Here is a 16,523-nt window from a genome sequence, read left to right on the forward strand (position 1 = left end):
TGCATTTGTGTGTTAAAGTATAAGCTTAGGCGTACCGGAATTCCGGTTCAGGCATATATACTTCTGCTTGCATAAAAGGATACCTAATCGCCCCAAAATTTTGGATATTTGTCAGAAAGCTTGCTTTAAGTGCAGGCGGGGGTTGGCATAGTGCAAGAGGGGCTTGGAGCTTAAAGTGTGCAGGGGGAAGGAGAGGGGCAAAAAGAAAAACCATTTCCGGAGCTGCCTCGGCAAGGCCCCGGAAATGGTTTTTAACTGAAAGGGTGCACTCTAGAAATTACGTGCTGCTGCTACTCAATCCACCTGGTGCGGCGTTGCTTGGTAGGCTTTCTATTCTGCTGTTGCTGCTGCTGTACCCTGAACTTGTCTTTGGTGTTGCGCACCAGTTGCTGGGCGTACCCCTCGCCGTGCTCCAGAATGCTGCCCTTCAATCTCCATCCCTGTGGCAGGAAACTCGCCACCTCCGATGCCAGGCCCTCCAGGTCTGGCGCGATGATAATGTTGTACTCCATGTGTTTAGTTTGGCTAAAAGTGAGGGTCCAATGTAGAAAAAATAAACACAGGACGCACGGCGCGGCTACGAAATTACTTTCAATTAGGTTACATTCTTCTGATAATAAATATTCGGCTTGAAATTGTATTGTTTTAGGCGGGTAAGGCTGCTGGTTTTATAGTTATAATCCTATTTATTAATTATAATTACCCGCAGCTGCAGTTGTACGAACCAGGTAGGCTCCACATCATGAAGTACAGCCTAAAAGTATATAAGGAGCAGGAAACCAGGGCTAGAATCTGATGAGAAAGGTGGTGTGGCGGCTGTTGTCTGAGTGGAGGGAAAAGGAGAAACCGTGGTTCACCAGGATGTCGCGCACCATAGTAAGGCCAATGCCCTGGCCGCTGGCCTTGGTTGTGTAAAACGGGGTAAACAGGTGAGCCCGCACCTCCTCCGAAATGCCGCCGCCGGAGTCGGTTATACTTAGCTGCGGCGGGTCAGCACTGGTCTTTATACTGATCTCTCCGTCTGCATCAATGGCCTCCATGGCGTTTTTGAGGATATTGAGCAGCACCTGCTCCAGCTGTTGCGCATCCAGCGGTACCACCAGCGGACGGGGCGCCAACTGCCACTGCAACTGTATGTGGCGCCGCTGCAGTTCAGGTTGCAGCAGGCGGTGCAGGCTGTGCAGCAACGCATGTACGTCTGTTGGTACTTTTTTAGGCTGCGGCAGGCGCACTACCTCGGCAAAGTTCGCCATAAAGCGACTCAGGTTGGTGTTTCGCTCGGTGGCTACCTGCAGCACATGGGCAAAGTCCTCCTGGTCCTCGCGCCGCAGCTGCGACGTATAAAACCCCAGCGAGTCCAGTATGGAGTTGATCGCTCCAGTGGTGTTGTTCACCTCATGCGACATCACCCGGATCACCTTCTCGTAGGCTTGGCGCTCGTTCTGAAGGATGGCCTTAGTCAGCTCCTCGATCAGGATGAAGTAATGCTGAAAACCGCGGTCCAGGAAGTGAGCGCGGTGGCAGCGGTAGGTCCAGATGCCGCTGATGCGGAACGTGGTGGACTGGCCGGTGGGCAGGTCCTTCAGTTCTTTGGCCCATGCCTCCGGCAGCTGGCTGACGTGCTTGCCGGTGAGCGTGGCGGCCGGTTGCCCCAGAAAACGCTCTGCTGCGGGGTTTATACTTTCCACTTGGTTATCGAACCCCAGCAGTATGATGCCGGCAGGGGAGGCCTGGATGAGTTTGTCGAGCAAAAAGTGCTTCTCGGCCTGCGCCACGCGCTCTTGCCGCAGCTGGTCTATCATGCGGTTGTACACGTTCACCAGCTCGTCCAGGTCCTTTTGGCCCACCGCCATAAACTTGGTGGAGAAGTCCTTGTCGCGGATGGATTCTATGCCCGAGCGGATCAGCTGCAGGGGTTTGAAGAATGAGCGGTAAAGCTGAAAGGTGATATAGGCGGAAGCAAGTATGAGAAGCTCAATGCCCAGGAACAGGAACTTGTTCTGTTGCAGCAGGAACCAGGCCAATGCCAGCAGCAGGCCATGTATAAACACGGCGAAAAGTATAAACTTAGTCCGCAGCGTCATACGGGATGTTGAACTTGTCGAGGCGGCGGTACAGGGCGGCGCGGCTCAGGCCCAGGGCGCGGGCCACCTTGCTAATGTTGTTGTGGTAGAAGTCCATCGACTTGCGAATCATGGAAGCCTCCATCTCCTCCAGCGTCATGGTGCCCACGGCGGGCAGGTTTTTGTCGCCGGGCTTGGCAGGGCTCTGCTGCGCCTGCGCCTGAAAGTCCTCGGCCTGCAGCACATCCCGCTCCGCCACCAGTACCGTGCGCTCCACCAGGTTCTTCAGCTCCCGGATGTTGCCGGGCAGGGGCAACTCCTTGAGCCACTCCAGCGCCCGCTGGCTCACCTCCAGTTGCGGGTGGTTATAGGTCTTTTTGAGATTGCTAACAAAGTACTGCACCAGCAGCGGCACATCACCCTCGCGCTCGCGCAGGGCCGGCAGCTTTACCTTTATCAGGTTAATTCTATAGTATAAATCCTCCCGGAACCTTCCTTCCTCCACCAGTTTTGCCAGATCACGGTTGGTGGCGCACACCACCCGGATGTCGAGTTTGCGGGAGCGGCTGTCGCCAAGTACCTCATAGGTGCGATCCTGCAGCACGCGCAGCAGTTTTACCTGGCTGCCCAGGTCTAGCTCGCCAATCTCATCCAGAAAAATGGTACCCTTGTTGGCCATCTCGAAACGGCCCGTGCGGTCTGACTTGGCATCGGTGAAGGCGCCGCGCTTGTGGCCGAACATCTCGCTCTCGAAGAGGGTGGAGGAAATGCCGCCCAAGTTCACTTTCACAAAAGGCTGGCTTTTGCGCAGGCTGTTGCGGTGGATGGCCTCGGCGATGAGTTCCTTGCCGGTGCCGCTTTCGCCCTCAATCAGCACTGAGGCATCGGTCGGGGCAATCTGCCCGATCTTTTTAAGAATCTGTAGCAGCTGCGGGTCTTGCCCGATGATGTTGCTGAAGTCGTACTGCTGGTCAAGCTTCTGGCGAGTAAGGGCTCCTCCCACGTCTGCCGCCTGCTGCGACAAGCTCAGTGCCGTACGCACCGCCTGCACCAGGTAGTCGTTGCTCCAGGGCTTGGTGATAAAGTCGGCCGCGCCCAGCCGCATGCCCTCTACGGCCAGATTAATGGACCCCCAGCCGGTGATGAGTATAACAGGCAATTTCGGGTACAGCCTTTTGAACTTGCTCAGCAGGTCCAGGCCGTCGTGGCCTGTGGTGTTGATAGAGAAATTCATGTCCATGATCGCCAGGTCGAATGGATGCAGCTCCGCCAGCTGCAGCGCCTCCTTCGGGTTGGCAGCCTCGTTGGTCTTGTACCCGTTCTGCTTGAGCAGCAGGCTCAAGGAAGCGCGTACGGCTACGTCATCGTCGATTATCAGGATCATGGTTTGCGTTTGAAGTATAAAGATAAGGGTTTGAGGTATAAATAGGTAGTGTGTAAAGGGTTGTTGGTTTTGTTGGTTATACTTTTCTTTCTTGTTCTTTGCTGTGGTTTCTCAGGGCCTCATACATCATGCTTTTATACTTGGGCTATACTTTTATACTTCTCTTTTCTGGCTCAAGTCTTCAGACTTGTGTCCTACAATGGTATCGAGTCTGTGCCTCGACTGGCTTGAAAAGCCTTACTTTATACTTTAGCTGTGCTTTTATACTTGAGCTATACTTGCTGATTTATACTTTTGCTGGCGCGAGCTTGTAGCTCGTGTCCTTTAATACTTTGCAGCTTATACTTCCCTGAGCCACCGCTTCCTTCCACTTGAACCAAGCTATCCTTTCTAACCTCCGTTCATCCTCTAGTTCCCACCAACCTACCTTTCTATAGCCAACTTGGCTCCCTCCTAGGCCGGGAGGCCTCGCCTTCGGGCATCGCGCGGTGTACATTTCCTGCCCTCGTGCCTCGGGCTGCCTGCGGCACCGGAAATCTACAAGGCGCTCAACCCAAAGGCTGGGAACAGATTCGATAGCCGCTACTAATGCAACATGAACTAAGTCCCTCTTTGAAGGGGGTAGGGGGATGTAATCGTATGCAAACAACTCCCCTCCTTGGATAAGGAGGGGCCAGGGGTGGTTGGACCCGGCATTGCTAAATCTCCCTCCCCTGTGTTTAGGAGAGGGGTGAAATCTCCCTCCCCTGACAAGAGACTTACTCTTCATGCAACGCCACGGCAGGATGTATTTTGGCGGCTTGCCGGCTTGGGTAAAAGGCGCAGATGGCGGTGAGCAGGTACACGACGCACACAGCACTGAAAAGTGCTATGAAGTATACTTCTGACTCTACCTGAAACACCTGCAGGAGCGGAAACTGCACGGCAAAGAACACGCCCAGCAGCAAGCCGAACGTTGCCAGCACCAGTACCTCGCCGATGAACTGCCAGTAGATCTGAGAAGAAGCTGCCCCCAGGGCCCTGCGCAAGCCGATTTCGCTGTTACGACGGCTGATGTTGTGCCACAGCACGCCAAACAAGCCCAACGCCACGTTAAAGATCAGGAAGCCACAGACCAGACCCAGTGCGATAAGAGGTACCAGGGCGAGCTTGGATTTATTCTGCCGCATTTTCTCCAGCGTCGAGACTTCCAGCGTCCAGTTCTTGGCAACCTGCCCCAGCTGCCTGATCATCTTCTCCTCGAAGGCTACCCCGGTTCCAGGCTTTACCCGGATCAGCATCTCTCCCCAGAACGCGTGCTCCTTTTTAGCGAGAAGTATACGTTCGAAATAGCCTGGTTCCTCGGCCGCATATTCGCTGGCGGGGCGGAAATTGGCCACAACCCCCACCACCTGAAAGTTGGTGCTGTCGTTCTGAGGGAACAGTTTCCCGAGCGGGTTCTCATCCCCAAACAGTTGCTGGCGCATCACCTCGTTGATCACAATCGGCACATGGTGCGAGGCGTCGTCCTGCGCACCGAACCAGCGTCCTTCGCTTACCTGTACCTGCATCACGTCCTTAAAATCATCCTGCACCTCGTAGATATTGGCTTCAATCCGCTTATTGTTGTAAGAGACGCCATTGTTCATTTGGCTGAAAGAAAACGGCGCATTGCTGCTGGTAAGCGAAGCGGCCTCTACCTCCGGCATACTTTTTACAAGCTGCAGTGCTTGCTCCATGTTCCGGCGATTTAGCGAGGCGGAGTCAAGGTCAGGGCGCATGGTCAGCAGCCACACTTGCTCGTGCTCAAAGCCCAAGGGTTTGTTGTAGTTGCGTACGTTATAAACTACCAGGCTAAGTACCCCGAACAGCACTAAAAAGCAAATGAAAATTTCAGTGATCAGCAGGAAGTTGCTTTTCTTCCGGTTCCAGATCAGTTTAAACAGATGGCGTATCATTTTGAACCTCCTCTCAGTGCCTCTACGGCTTGTAAGCGTGACATCTTAAAAGCGGGGTATACCCCGGAAACCAACCCAAAAACAAGGCAGAGCAGCAAGCCCACCCCAAATATGCGCAGGTTCAGGCTCAGGTCTGCGTAAACGATAATGCCGCTATCGTTAATGAGCCACAGTACCAGGGCCGACAGTACAAAACCCAGTAAACCACCCAGCAGCGTCAGGAAGATGTTCTCTACCAGAAACTGCCCGATGATGGTGGAGGAAGAGGCGCCGAAGGCCTTGCGCACCCCTATCTCGGAGGAGCGCTCCATGATGCGGCTGATGTTGATGTTTACCAGATTGATGGCAGGCAGCAGCATGAACAGCAAGGCAAGCGCCATCAGCAGGGCATACAGGATGCCCACGCCCGGCTCCTTCCCATTGCCCAGGAAAGTGCGGGCAATGCTCTCCAGGAAGGTGTCGGGGAAAGAACTTAACTCTACTTCTTTTTCAGGGTGCTGGCGCTCCACTTCGGCCATCATCGTGGCATACTCCTTTTTGATCTGAGGGATATCCGAGGCCTTCGCCGCTTTGATGGTGGCAAAGTAAGTACCATGCAGGCCCGGCTTATTAAAGTCCTGGCTTTTGAGCGAGATGGGCACCCACACATCGGCATAGGAGTGCAGGCGCAGCACAGACACATTCTCCACAATACCCACTACTTTATACTTTACCTGGTCTACTTCTATGTACTGCCCCAGGGCCTCGTCTTCACCAAAGTAATTTTTGCGGGTGCTTTCGTTAATCACGGCTACGCGGCTGGCGCTCTTCACCTCCTGCTGCCCGAAAGGACCTCCTTCCACGAAGTTAAAATCCAGGATATCCCAAAACTCCTGATCGGTATACTTGATGTCGAGGGCCAGTTTGCGGTTATTGATGTAGCTGTTGACCTGGAAAAACATGGTGTTGATGGACACCTTTTCAGGGGTTTGCAGCGTGCGCACGTTACGGTCGAGGAAGTGGTAGCTGGGAGGGCCGCCTCTCGTATGGCCATCCTTTATCTGCTCGCGCATCATGTTTACGAAAAGCAGTTTATCTGTGTCGCGCTCAGGCATTTGCGGCCCGAAGGCGTGGTCGAAGAGGGAGGTGGCCACCACCAGCACCATCAGGGTAAAGCTGATGCCAAAGAGGCTGATGAAGGTAAAGAACTTGCGCCGCAAGAGCACCTTCCAGGCTATTTTCAGGTAGTTCTTCAGCATGGCTATACTTGCTGTAGGTTCGCGAACACCTTGGCGTCAGATACCTGCTGCCCGTCGAAGAAGCGCACCAGGCGCTCGGTTTTCTGGGCCATGTTCTCGTCGTGCGTCACCATCACGATGGTGGTGCCATCCACTTGGTTTAGGTTCAGCAGGATATTCATGATCTCTTCGCCCATCACCGAGTCCAGGTTGCCGGTGGGCTCGTCGGCAAGTATAAGCTGCGGCTGGCCGATCAGCGCGCGGGCAATGGCCACGCGCTGGCGCTGTCCGCCCGAGAGCTGCGTGGGGTAGTGTTTGGTGCGGGCGCTCAGGCCCACTTTCTCCAGAGCGGTTTTGGCGCGCCTGGTGCGCTCGGAGGCAGAGATGCCGCTGCGGTAGAGCAGGGGCAGCTCCACGTTGTCGAGCACGCTCAGGTCGTTTACCAGGTGGTAACTCTGGAAAACAAAGCCGATCTTCTCGTTGCGGATGTGCGCTAATTCTTTGTCTTTATAGCTGGTGATGGTATGTCCATCAATTTCCACCGTGCCTTGGGTCGGCACGTCCAGCAGGCCCATGATGTTGAGCAGCGTGGATTTGCCGCAGCCCGAAGGGCCCATGATGGAGAGGAATTCGCCTTTTGGAACCCGCAAGTTCACGTGCTGCAGGGCTACCGTCTCGATGGACTTGGTTTGGTAGACCTTTTCGATGTTTGATAGCGTGATCATAGTTTTAAATTTAATGTCTTTTGGTTTTTATGGTGATTCAGTGTTTTAGCTGCTACTAACTTCATGGCGCAAGTCTTCAGACTTGAGTCCCAACCGCTGGCGCGAGTTTGCACCTCGTGCTTTCCTATCCTATCGCTGGCGCGGGTTTGCAACCCGTGCCCTGCTATGATGTCGGCTTTGCAATCCGGGTGGCTTGAAAAGCCATACTTTATACTTTCCTCATTTACATGGCGCAAGCGTCCGCTTGCGCCTTTCTTAGCCACTGCTTCCTTCCACTGGAACCAAGCTATCCTTACTAGTTTCCGTTCTTCCCTCTGGCTTTACAACATGAGTTGTTTCACCTCCAGTTTTGGCTCTCTCAAGCCCGAGAGGGCTCGTCCTGGGGGTAGGGGCCCTCGATAAGGGCATCGCGCGGTGTACATTTCCTTTGCTGTCGCAATTTCGCTGAAGCGAAACCGTAAATCTACAAGGCGCTCAACCCAAGCACTGGAATCAAATCTCAATAGCCGCCGCTGACAGAGCTTCAACAGAGCTCCCCTCCTTTGACAAGGAGGGGTAGGGGTGGTTAGACCCGGTACTGCCGAAAACTCCCTCCCCTGTTTTTAGGGTAGGGTTGGGGAGATGTATAATTTCTCATACCCCCTCCTGCGCCTCCGCCACAATCGGTTCTTGTCGTTCAAAATCATAAAGTGTTAGCTGTCTCAAAGTATAATGGGCTTCCCAGAACTCGCTGAGCGAGGCGATGTAGGCGCGGCGGGCCTGGTCTTTCTCAGCTAGAGCGATGTTTAGTTCGGTAATGCTGATGCGGCCAATCAGGAACGTGTTCTTCGCGATCTCGTAGCGCTCTGCGGCGATGGCATCGGCCTCGGCAGTGGTTCTGATGCGGTTTTTTAGGGTGTTGTACTGGTTCACCTGCGTCACCACGGCCTGCTCAAAGTTGGTTTCTTCTTGGCTGATGGTATACTCCACCAACTGCTGGTTCAACTGCGCCACTTTGGTAACGGAGCGCTGCCGGCCCCAATCGAGTATAGGCATGGTAAAGCCGATGCGCGCACGCTGCTGGTTATCGGGGCGGTTGTAGATATCACTCAAAACAGCGCCCTGGTTTGTGAGGCCAAAAGTGGCGAAAAGGCTGGCGTTAAATCCATTGTCGCCACGGGCTTTGGCCACCAGACTCTCAGCCTCCAGCATCCTGCGCCTGAAGTTTATACTTTCCTTGCGGTTCTTCCTGGCCTCGGCTAGTGCCAGGTCTGTTGCCACAGCAGCATTAGGGATACTTTCCGGTACGTGCAGGCTAAAGCGGTTACTGTCTTTCAGGCCGATGTAATTGCGCAGGGCCAGCGCGGCCGTTTGCTCATCCAGGTTGGCCTGGGCCAGCGCCAGATCAGAGTTAAGCACTGCCAGGCGCAGCTGCAGCAGGTCGTTTTTAGAGAGGCGGCCGAGTTTATACTTTTCCTGGGCCACCTGGTAGAGCGTGTCGTTGTTGGCCAGGTTCTTGGCGGCTATACCTTGGTTTACCTGGGCCAGCAGCAGGTCGAAGTATAAACCGGTGGCTTTTACGGCTATTTCCTCCCGGTCCTCCACATACTGCTTCTGCGACTCCTCGTAGCGCAGCGGCTCTATCTTCTTGTTCCAGCTCAGGGCGTTGTAGGCAAATAGCGGCTGCTCCAGCCCGATAATGGCCGGGTTGCCGTTGTAGCGGGTCTGTTCGCGGTCAAAATCGTCGAAACGCTGCATCAGAGAAGTAACGAACACCTTGCCGCCGGTCGGGCTGATCACCTGGCTTAGCGTAAGTCCAAGGTCTGTATTGTTGATGGAAACAGGCCGGAACTCGGTGGTGCCGTCGGGTTGGGTAACCGGGGTGATGGTGCGGCTGAAATCCGGAAGCGTTCCCTCCAGGCTGAGCTGCGGCCGGTACTCCGATTTTACGCTGCGCCATTTCCAATAACTGTTCTCCCGGCTAGTCTCCACCTGCAGCGCCTCTGCCGACTGCGCCTGCGCCAAAGTTACCACCTCCTGCAGGCTCAGTTGCCGCGTGCCAGGCTGTGCTATACTTTGGCCACAGTGCAGGGCAAAGAGTACAAACAACAAACAGTATGGGTAATGCTTTTTCATAGTTTTAGTTTAAGCGTATCAGGTAGCACGCATCAGGAATCACGACTTTTAAAGTATAAATCCGAAGGTGGTCATTCAGCGTCTTATAGGCACGAGTTACAAACTCGCGCCAGCAACAGGTGTATAGAAAGGTCTCGCTACGTGTGTCTTGATACTTGATTCGGGCTCTACTTCAACCTCACTTTCTGCACGTGCTCGTAGTCCTTCATGTCTGAGATCACAACCACATCACCAGGCTCCACGCCATTTTCCAACTCTACAAAATCGGTGTTGCTGACGCCGGTGCGGGCAGGTACTTGTATCAGCTCATCCTCGCGCAGCACGAACAGTTTATCCAGGGAGCCACTGTTAAAGTAGGGGCCGTTTTTCACTCTCAGGGTGTTGTTTTTGGTGGTGGTGGTCACAAAGAGGTCCACGCGGAGGCTGGGGCGCAGCAGTTGGTGGCTCTTCTCCTGCAGGGCCACGTAAAAGGTGACGGTGCCGTTCTTTACCGAAGGCTCAATGGCTACGATGCTGCCTTTCAGGTCGGTGTTGTTGATGCGGGCAACGGCCTCGCCACCCACATGCAACTGGTCTGCAAAGGCATCCGAAATGCTGGCCTGTACCCGGAAGCTGCTCAGGTCGGCCAGTCGGGCGATCACCTCGCCGGCGTTCACGCTGCTGCCAATCTCGTTCTTCACCCAGGTTACCACGCCGGGGCGGGTGGCACGTACTTCGGCCTGTTCCATCTTGCGCTCCAGTTCTTCCAGCGAGCGGCCGTTCATCGCCAGGGTAAAACTTAACTCCTGCTCGTCGGCTTTCAGCAGTTTGCGCTCGCTTTCGATGTCCTGCTCCAGTTGTGCCAGTTCCTGCTGGGCTATTTTCAGTTTCAGCTCTGCCTGCTTTACCTGCTCGCGTGTGCCGCCGCCTATCTTTAACAAGTACTGCTCGTCTTCCAGCTGCGCCTCCAGGCTTTTCACGTTCATGCGCTTAATGGCCAGCTGCGACTCCAGGCTATTCAGTTTTTTCTCCAGTTCCAGGCGCATCTGCACGCTCTTGTGCTGGTTCAGTTGCTGCTCGTCCTTCAGCTTATCGTAGGCGAGTTGGGTATAGGAGCGATCGAGGAGGAGCACCTGTTCACCGGGTTGCACCTGCTCGCCGGTATTACGCACCACCTGCTCGATGCGCGCCTGAATGGGGCTGGTAATGGCCTGCTCATGCTCCGGCACCACCACACCCGAGGCGGTGAGGGTAGCTACTACTGGCCCCCGCTCCACCACAGCGGTTCGTACCTCGCTGCGCCTGATGCCGGGTGCCAGCAGACTTCTGAACCCGAAGATGGCTGCCAGCACCAGCGCCGCGGCTATACTTATCTGCCAGATGCGCTTGCGGCGGTTAGCTTGTTTGGTAGCGGCTGATAATTCACGATCCATAGTTTTATTTTATACTTGCTCGTGAGGGTATAGCCAATTTAGGTGCCAGTTATTTAAAATTTTGATTTACAGGTATTTGTGTTGAAAATTGTTGGTTTTTAGGCATTTGGATGTGTTCAGTATTGAACAGTTTGTTCGGTTTTGGGAGGGGGAGGGTTTACCAAAGATTATGCTTAAATTTGATAACTATATCAGTGAGTTTGTCATCCTTATCAAGTAAACCATGATAGATAAAAGGTTGCTGAAATCTTACTACAACTCCTTCAACACAAAAGCATTCATCTGCCTATATCCAGGAATGACATGCTCTGAAAAACCTATAAGAGCTCATTCAATACAGAACTCAAAAGTTTTTGATTTACTCAGTGATAAAGATCATCTAGTCAGTATCCAACAAATCACCAATAAAAGTCATGCTCCAGTACCTTCATTTGGTTTGATCGGTCGAAATAAGGCATCAGTGTTTGAAGGCCTATGTCAGCACCATGACAAGAGCCTCTTTAAACCAATTGATGATTCTGATTTTGAAGTAGATGATAAAGAACAACTTTTTCTGCTAGCATATAGATCTGTTCTTAAGGAGCTTCATGCTAGTATGACAAGAGCAATTAAGATACAAGAAGGCTATTTCAGTAAAGCACATTTAGGTTTATGTGCAAAAGACGCACCTTCAATGGAAGGGGAGTTTGCATTGCAAAACATTATGGATGCTTTCGATACTTATGAATATAAGATTGGATTTGATAATGCTTTTCTGGCTGGAAACTATGACTATCTTACTCATCAAATTTTCAAAATAGAAACAGATAGGGCAACAGTTGCTTGTAGTCAGTTATTTTCAATCGACTCTTTCCAGTTTAGAGACACTGTACCGAGAGTTTTGATGAATATTTTTCCCGTTAACAATAAGTTAACCTATGCGATATTTTCCTCTACTAAAGATGAGAGTTCGCAAGTCAATGACTACTTATTCAAATGCTTAAGAAGCAATAATGTATCTGTACGCAACTATGAAATTTCTAAATTGATAATTCGAAACTCAGATAATTTCTTTATCAGTCCGCTCCATTTTAGTACTTGGTCTGAGTCAAAAAAGAGTAAGGTGCTCCAGCACTGTGCAGATACAGTATTCAAGGATGTTGAACAAGATGATGTAGATTTTTACCTTTTCTAAGCCAGATTTGATTTTTTATATTTGATCCACCACCCCATGAATCTCCCGGATCACTACGATACCCTCTACAAAGCCTCGATAGAGAAAATCAGCTCCGGCCAATACCAGCTCGACCCGCTGCTGGATTCGCCCAACGATAATCGTTTCGGTATCACGCTGCTGCTGCGGCCCGACGAGCAGACAAAGCAGCACATCCAGGCATTCCTCGGTGAGCTGAAAGCCGTAGATCCGGCGCAGTACTATTACCCGGCCTCAGACATCCACATCACGGTTATGTCAATCATCTCTTGCTACAGCGGCTTTGCGTTGGGGCAAATTTCTGTTCCGGCCTATGTGGAGCTAATCCGGGAAAGTATACCTACTCGGCGGGAGATCAACATCAGCTTTAAAGGCATTACGGCTTCCCCATCCTGCGCGATGGTGCAGGGTTTTATGCTGGATGCTACGCTGAACGAGCTGCGGGAAAACCTGCGGGTAAACTTTAAGCATTCCGGGCTGGAGCAAAGTATAGACAAGCGTTATACCATACAAACAGCGCATGCCACCGTTGTCCGGTTCCGAAAAGAAATCACCCACCTGGGAGCTTTCCTGCAGGTGCTGGAGAAGTACAGAAACCATGATTTCGGTACGTTCAGGGCACAGGCCCTGGAGCTGGTCTACAACGATTGGTACCAGCGCGAAAAGCATGTGCAGGTGCTGCATCGGTTCGAGCTTCGGTAACCGTTCCGGCTTTATACTTACCATCTAAAACCTCTATACTTCCTATCTGTTATACTTCCTATAAAAACGGAAGTACAACCGTATACTTTATTCATCAACCTAAACCTAAAAAACTATGAAGATTTTACTCGTCGGCGGCACCGGCACCATTGGCAAACGCATCTACTGGCGCCTGCAGGACCAGCACGAAATCGTAACGGCCGGCTCTAAGAGCGGCGATGTGCAGGTAGACATGACAGACCCGCGCTCGATTGAGGAAATGTTTAACGCCGTAGGCAAGGTAGATGCCCTTGTGGTGGCCGCCGGTAGTGCGCCCATGGCGCCAGTACAAGACCTGACGCAGGAGCATTTCCAGGAAGGCTTCCGCAGCAAAATGATGGGGCAGATAAACCTGGCCCTCATCGGGCAGAAGCACCTGAGCCCCGGCGGAAGTATAACCCTTACCTCCGGTATTCTGGCAGAAGACCCGATTGCGCTGGGTGCGGTGCTGAGTACGGTAAACTCCGCTGTGAATGGCTTTGTGATAGGGGCTGCGGGCGAGCTTCTGCAGCAGGGAATCCGCATTAACGTGGTGAGCCCCGGCGTAGTGGAGGACTCGGCAGAGGCCATCGGTAGCTACTTCCCCGGTCATAACCCGGTGCCGATGGAGCGAGTGGTGAACGGCTACCTTAAAAGTATACTTGGTATCTGTACCGGCCAGGTTATCAAGGTATATTAAAACCGCTTTCCTGAGCATTTCTCCCCATCTTTCCTTAATTTGCCCCGAACCGAAAACCAGATTTTACATGACCTACAGAGATAAATTAGCAGCCATCCGAAGCCAGATGAAAGGGGAGGGCGTGAGTGCCTATATCATTCCATCGGCTGATCCCCATATAAGTGAGTATGTGCCAGACAGGTATAAATGCATTGAGTTTGCCTCCGGTTTTACCGGTTCGGCAGGCACACTGGTAATTACCGAGGAGGCAGCGCACCTGTGGACGGATGCCCGCTATTTTGTGCAGGCCAATGAGCAGCTGGAAGGCACCGGTTTTGAGCTGGCGAAGCTGCACGTGCAGAACGCCCCGGAATACATCGGCTGGCTGGCCGAGCGGCTGCCGGAGGGCGCCACCGTGGCTTTCGACGGAAAGCTGATTTCGGTAGCGCTGGCGCAGTTGCTGGAGTCGCAGCTAACGCCTATCGGTTTTAAAATTAACAGCGAGCGCGATTACCTGGAGCCGATCTGGACGGACCGTCCGAACTTGCCTGCTGCCCCGGCCTTTTTGCTGGGTGAGGAAGTAGTGGGGGAGAGCCTGGAGAGTAAGCTGGAGCGCCTGCGTAATGCCCTGAAAAAGCACAGAGCTGAGTACCACCTGATCTCCTCGCTGGACGATTTGGCCTGGCTCTTTAACATGCGCGGCTCCGATGTAAAGTGTAACCCGGTGGTGCTGAGCTTCGCCCTCATCAGCCAGGACAAAGCCTTGCTGTTTATTGATACAACCAAACTCACGGAAGAAGACCAGGCCAGGCTAAGAAAAGCGGGCGTGGAGCTGGAGACCTATGATATGATCGAACGGGCCGTGTCGGCCATACCTGGCAACAGCATCCTGGTTGATCCGCGCCGCAACTGCTATGCCCTGTATAAGGAGCTGCCAAAAGAAGTGCGCGTGATTCAGGATACCAACCCAACCACCTTCTTTAAAGCCATGAAGAACGAGGTGGAGGTGCAGCACACCCGCCAGACGATGGTAAAAGACGGCGTGGCGCTGACCCGCTTCTTTAAGTGGCTGGAGGAAAACATCGGCAAGACCAGGATCACGGAGCTGACGGTAGTGGAGAAAGTGCGCGAGTTCCGCGCCCAGCAGGACGGCTTTGTAGGCGAAAGCTTCGATACGATTTCCGGCTACCGAGCGCATGGTGCTTTGCCGCATTACCGCGTGACCGAGGAAAGCGACGTGGAGCTGCAGCCAGAGGGCCTGCTGCTGGTAGACTCCGGCGGCCAGTACACTTCCGGCACCACCGACATTACGCGCGTGGTATCGCTGGGCAATTTAACCGAAGAGGAAAGTACAGATTATACTTTGGTGCTGAAGGGCATGATAGACGGCTCTACGGCCCGCTACCCGAAGGGCACGAAAGGGTACCAGATCGATGCCATCACCCGCAAACCGCTCTGGGACTATGCCCGCAACTACGGCCACGGCACCGGTCATGGCGTGGGTTTCTTCCTGAACGTGCACGAAGGTCCGCACGTGCTCAACCCAACGCCAACGGCTGTAGACCTGGAGCTGGGGATGATCTCTTCGGTGGAGCCAGGCATTTACCGCCCGGGCAAGCACGGCATCCGCATCGAGAACCTGGTGCTCACCGTGCCCGACGAAACAAACGACTTCGGCGAGTTTTATACGTTCGAGCACCTCACGCTGACCCTGATCGACACCACACCGGTGAAGAAAGAGCTGCTGGAGGCGCACCAGATCAAATGGCTGAACGAGTACCACCAGCAAGTGGTGGAGAAACTCGGCCCACACCTGGCAGAAGATGAACTGGCCTGGCTGAAAGAGAAAGCGAAAGCGATTTAGGGTGAACCCCAGCCCTCCCCTAAGAACAGGGGAGGGAGCTTTTTGCTGTACCGGGTCCAACCACCCCTGCCCCTCCTTGACTAAGGAGGGGAGCCTGTTATTGCTGGTGCTGAAGTATAAATTGCATAACCGCTGTTTTCGCTCGGACAGGTCGCGACCTGTCCCTACTAAGTATGAACCCACCCCTGAGAGCTACGCTCGCTACCTCAAAACTCACGTTTTGGCTAGTCCAGAGGAGGGGACAGTCGTAATAGCAGTGGCTATCGAATCTGAACCCAGTCTTTGGGTTGAGCACCTATGCAAGTTTTTCCGGTGCTGAACGAAGTGAGGCATTGCGACGTCAGGAGCAAAGGAAAAGCTCCCAGCGCGATACCCTTATCGAGGGCCCCTACCCCCAAGGCGGGCCCTCTCGGGCTGGAGAGCACCAAAGCCAGAGGTGAAACGAGCAGGTTGTAAAGCCGTGGATGAACAGGAGTTAGCAGAGATACCTTAGTTCACGCTGAAGGAAGCAGAGGCTATGCAAGTATAAACCGGTAAGTATAAAAGTATAGCCCAAGTATGAAGCATGGCTCTGCGAGCCAGTCAGATTGCAAACCCGACATCATAGAAGGCACGGGTTACAAACTCGCGCCAGCGATAGGTATGAAGTATAAACCAGCAAGTATAACCCAAGTATTAAGCATGGCTTTTTAAGCCAGTCGAGTTGCAAACTCGATACCACAGCATGACACAAGCCTGAAGACTTGCGCCATGAAGTTGAAAGAATAAGTATGGATGATGCAGATAAAAGAGATTAGAGCCGAAGACACCTGGCAGCTCAGGCGCGACGTGATGTGGCCGCAGCAAAGTATAAACTATGTGCAGCTGCCCGAGGATAAAAGCGGGCAGCACTTTGGTTTATACTTATCCGGTGAGTTGGTCTCGGTGGTGTCGCTGTTTGTGGCGGGGCAGCGGGCGCAGTTCCGCAAGTTGGCCACCTTGCCGCGGCACCAGGGCAAAGGTTACGGCACGGCGTTGCTGCATCATCTGCTTAAAGAGGCATCAGCACAAGGTATAACACAGCTCTGGTGCAACGCGCGGCAGGAGAAAGCAGAATTTTACAAGCGCTTCGGGTTGCAGGAAACAAGCCATACGTTCAGGAAGGGCGGGAAAGATTACGTGGTGATGGAGGGAAGTGTAGCTACTCCTGAGGCAGCCGCAAGTACAGCGGAATAA

The 16,523-nt window shown here is 53.2% G+C and carries 13 protein-coding genes; 5 read left to right on the plus strand and 8 right to left on the minus strand.

The genetic code is table 11. The features are described from left to right. Positions 1-290: 290 nt before the first annotated feature. From OH144_RS03060 to OH144_RS03095, 8 genes are all read right to left on the minus strand, one after another. Positions 291-512 (minus strand): hypothetical protein, encoded by a 222-nt coding sequence (locus OH144_RS03060; RefSeq protein WP_266204821.1) that lies wholly within the window; start codon positions 510-512, stop codon positions 291-293. A 273-nt stretch (positions 513-785) separates the two neighbouring features. Next, positions 786-2,084 carry a sensor histidine kinase gene (locus OH144_RS03065; protein ID WP_266204822.1) on the minus strand — a complete coding sequence of 433 codons (1,299 nt, stop codon included), beginning with the start codon at positions 2,082-2,084 and terminating at the stop codon, positions 786-788. Beyond that, on the minus strand, positions 2,068-3,447 hold the full coding sequence (locus OH144_RS03070; protein WP_266204823.1) for a sigma-54-dependent transcriptional regulator: 1,380 nt from the start codon (positions 3,445-3,447) through the stop codon (positions 2,068-2,070). The genes OH144_RS03065 and OH144_RS03070 overlap by 17 nt, the downstream gene beginning before the upstream one ends. A gap of 758 nt (positions 3,448-4,205) precedes the next feature. Beyond that, positions 4,206-5,384 carry an ABC transporter permease gene (locus tag OH144_RS03075; protein WP_266204824.1) on the minus strand — a complete coding sequence of 393 codons (1,179 nt, stop codon included), beginning with the start codon at positions 5,382-5,384 and terminating at the stop codon, positions 4,206-4,208. Further along, complete coding sequence (locus OH144_RS03080) at positions 5,381-6,622, minus strand: ABC transporter permease (protein WP_266204825.1); 1,242 nt, start codon at positions 6,620-6,622, stop codon at positions 5,381-5,383. Before OH144_RS03080 ends, OH144_RS03075 begins: the two co-directional genes overlap by 4 nt. Before the next feature lie 2 nt (positions 6,623-6,624). Further along, the gene (locus OH144_RS03085; RefSeq protein WP_266204826.1) at positions 6,625-7,326 is read right to left on the minus strand and encodes an ABC transporter ATP-binding protein; all 702 of its coding nucleotides are present in this window, start codon (positions 7,324-7,326) and stop codon (positions 6,625-6,627) included. A 633-nt stretch (positions 7,327-7,959) separates the two neighbouring features. Continuing rightward, positions 7,960-9,441 carry a TolC family protein gene (locus OH144_RS03090; protein WP_266204827.1) on the minus strand — a complete coding sequence of 494 codons (1,482 nt, stop codon included), beginning with the start codon at positions 9,439-9,441 and terminating at the stop codon, positions 7,960-7,962. A 167-nt stretch (positions 9,442-9,608) separates the two neighbouring features. After that, positions 9,609-10,853: an efflux RND transporter periplasmic adaptor subunit gene (locus OH144_RS03095; protein WP_266204828.1), complete on the minus strand. Its 1,245-nt coding sequence runs from the start codon at positions 10,851-10,853 to the stop codon at positions 9,609-9,611. Positions 10,854-11,076: 223 nt separating this feature from the next. Between OH144_RS03095 and OH144_RS03100 the strand changes: the two genes are divergently transcribed. The 5 genes from OH144_RS03100 (at position 11,077) to OH144_RS03120 (ending at position 16,523) form a co-directional block, all read left to right on the plus strand. Next, complete coding sequence (locus tag OH144_RS03100; protein WP_266204829.1) at positions 11,077-12,027, plus strand: hypothetical protein; 951 nt, start codon at positions 11,077-11,079, stop codon at positions 12,025-12,027. A gap of 36 nt (positions 12,028-12,063) precedes the next feature. Beyond that, the gene (locus tag OH144_RS03105) at positions 12,064-12,747 is read left to right on the plus strand and encodes a 2'-5' RNA ligase family protein (RefSeq protein ID WP_266204830.1); all 684 of its coding nucleotides are present in this window, start codon (positions 12,064-12,066) and stop codon (positions 12,745-12,747) included. 115 nt (positions 12,748-12,862) lie between these two features. Then, entirely contained in the window at positions 12,863-13,465 is a 603-nt protein-coding gene (locus OH144_RS03110; protein ID WP_266204831.1) for a short chain dehydrogenase, read from the plus strand. Between the two features lie 67 nt (positions 13,466-13,532). Further along, positions 13,533-15,308, plus strand: coding sequence for an aminopeptidase P family protein (locus tag OH144_RS03115; protein WP_266204832.1), 1,776 nt, complete (start codon positions 13,533-13,535; stop codon positions 15,306-15,308). Positions 15,309-16,082: 774 nt separating this feature from the next. Continuing rightward, positions 16,083-16,523, plus strand: coding sequence for a GNAT family N-acetyltransferase (locus OH144_RS03120; protein WP_266204833.1), 441 nt, complete (start codon positions 16,083-16,085; stop codon positions 16,521-16,523).

The sequence above is a fragment of the Pontibacter kalidii genome, from assembly GCF_026278245.1.
Taxonomy (GTDB): Bacteria; Bacteroidota; Bacteroidia; order Cytophagales; family Hymenobacteraceae; genus Pontibacter; species Pontibacter kalidii.

Excerpts from the sequence above, each read along its gene's own strand:
- OH144_RS03075 (WP_266204824.1), bottom strand. The coding sequence starts at position 5,384 with ATGATACGCCATCTGTTTAAACTGATCTGGAACCGGAAGAAAAGCAAC.
- OH144_RS03095 (WP_266204828.1), bottom strand. The coding sequence starts at position 10,853 with ATGGATCGTGAATTATCAGCCGCTACCAAACAAGCTAACCGCCGCAAG.
- OH144_RS03060 (WP_266204821.1), bottom strand. The coding sequence starts at position 512 with ATGGAGTACAACATTATCATCGCGCCAGACCTGGAGGGCCTGGCATCG.
- OH144_RS03070 (WP_266204823.1), bottom strand. The coding sequence starts at position 3,447 with ATGATCCTGATAATCGACGATGACGTAGCCGTACGCGCTTCCTTGAGC.
- OH144_RS03080 (WP_266204825.1), bottom strand. The coding sequence starts at position 6,622 with ATGCTGAAGAACTACCTGAAAATAGCCTGGAAGGTGCTCTTGCGGCGC.
- OH144_RS03115 (WP_266204832.1), top strand. The coding sequence starts at position 13,533 with ATGACCTACAGAGATAAATTAGCAGCCATCCGAAGCCAGATGAAAGGG.
- OH144_RS03105 (WP_266204830.1), top strand. The coding sequence starts at position 12,064 with ATGAATCTCCCGGATCACTACGATACCCTCTACAAAGCCTCGATAGAG.
- OH144_RS03085 (WP_266204826.1), bottom strand. The coding sequence starts at position 7,326 with ATGATCACGCTATCAAACATCGAAAAGGTCTACCAAACCAAGTCCATC.
- OH144_RS03100 (WP_266204829.1), top strand. The coding sequence starts at position 11,077 with ATGATAGATAAAAGGTTGCTGAAATCTTACTACAACTCCTTCAACACA.
- OH144_RS03120 (WP_266204833.1), top strand. The coding sequence starts at position 16,083 with ATGATGCAGATAAAAGAGATTAGAGCCGAAGACACCTGGCAGCTCAGG.
- OH144_RS03090 (WP_266204827.1), bottom strand. The coding sequence starts at position 9,441 with ATGAAAAAGCATTACCCATACTGTTTGTTGTTTGTACTCTTTGCCCTG.
- OH144_RS03110 (WP_266204831.1), top strand. The coding sequence starts at position 12,863 with ATGAAGATTTTACTCGTCGGCGGCACCGGCACCATTGGCAAACGCATC.
- OH144_RS03065 (WP_266204822.1), bottom strand. The coding sequence starts at position 2,084 with ATGACGCTGCGGACTAAGTTTATACTTTTCGCCGTGTTTATACATGGC.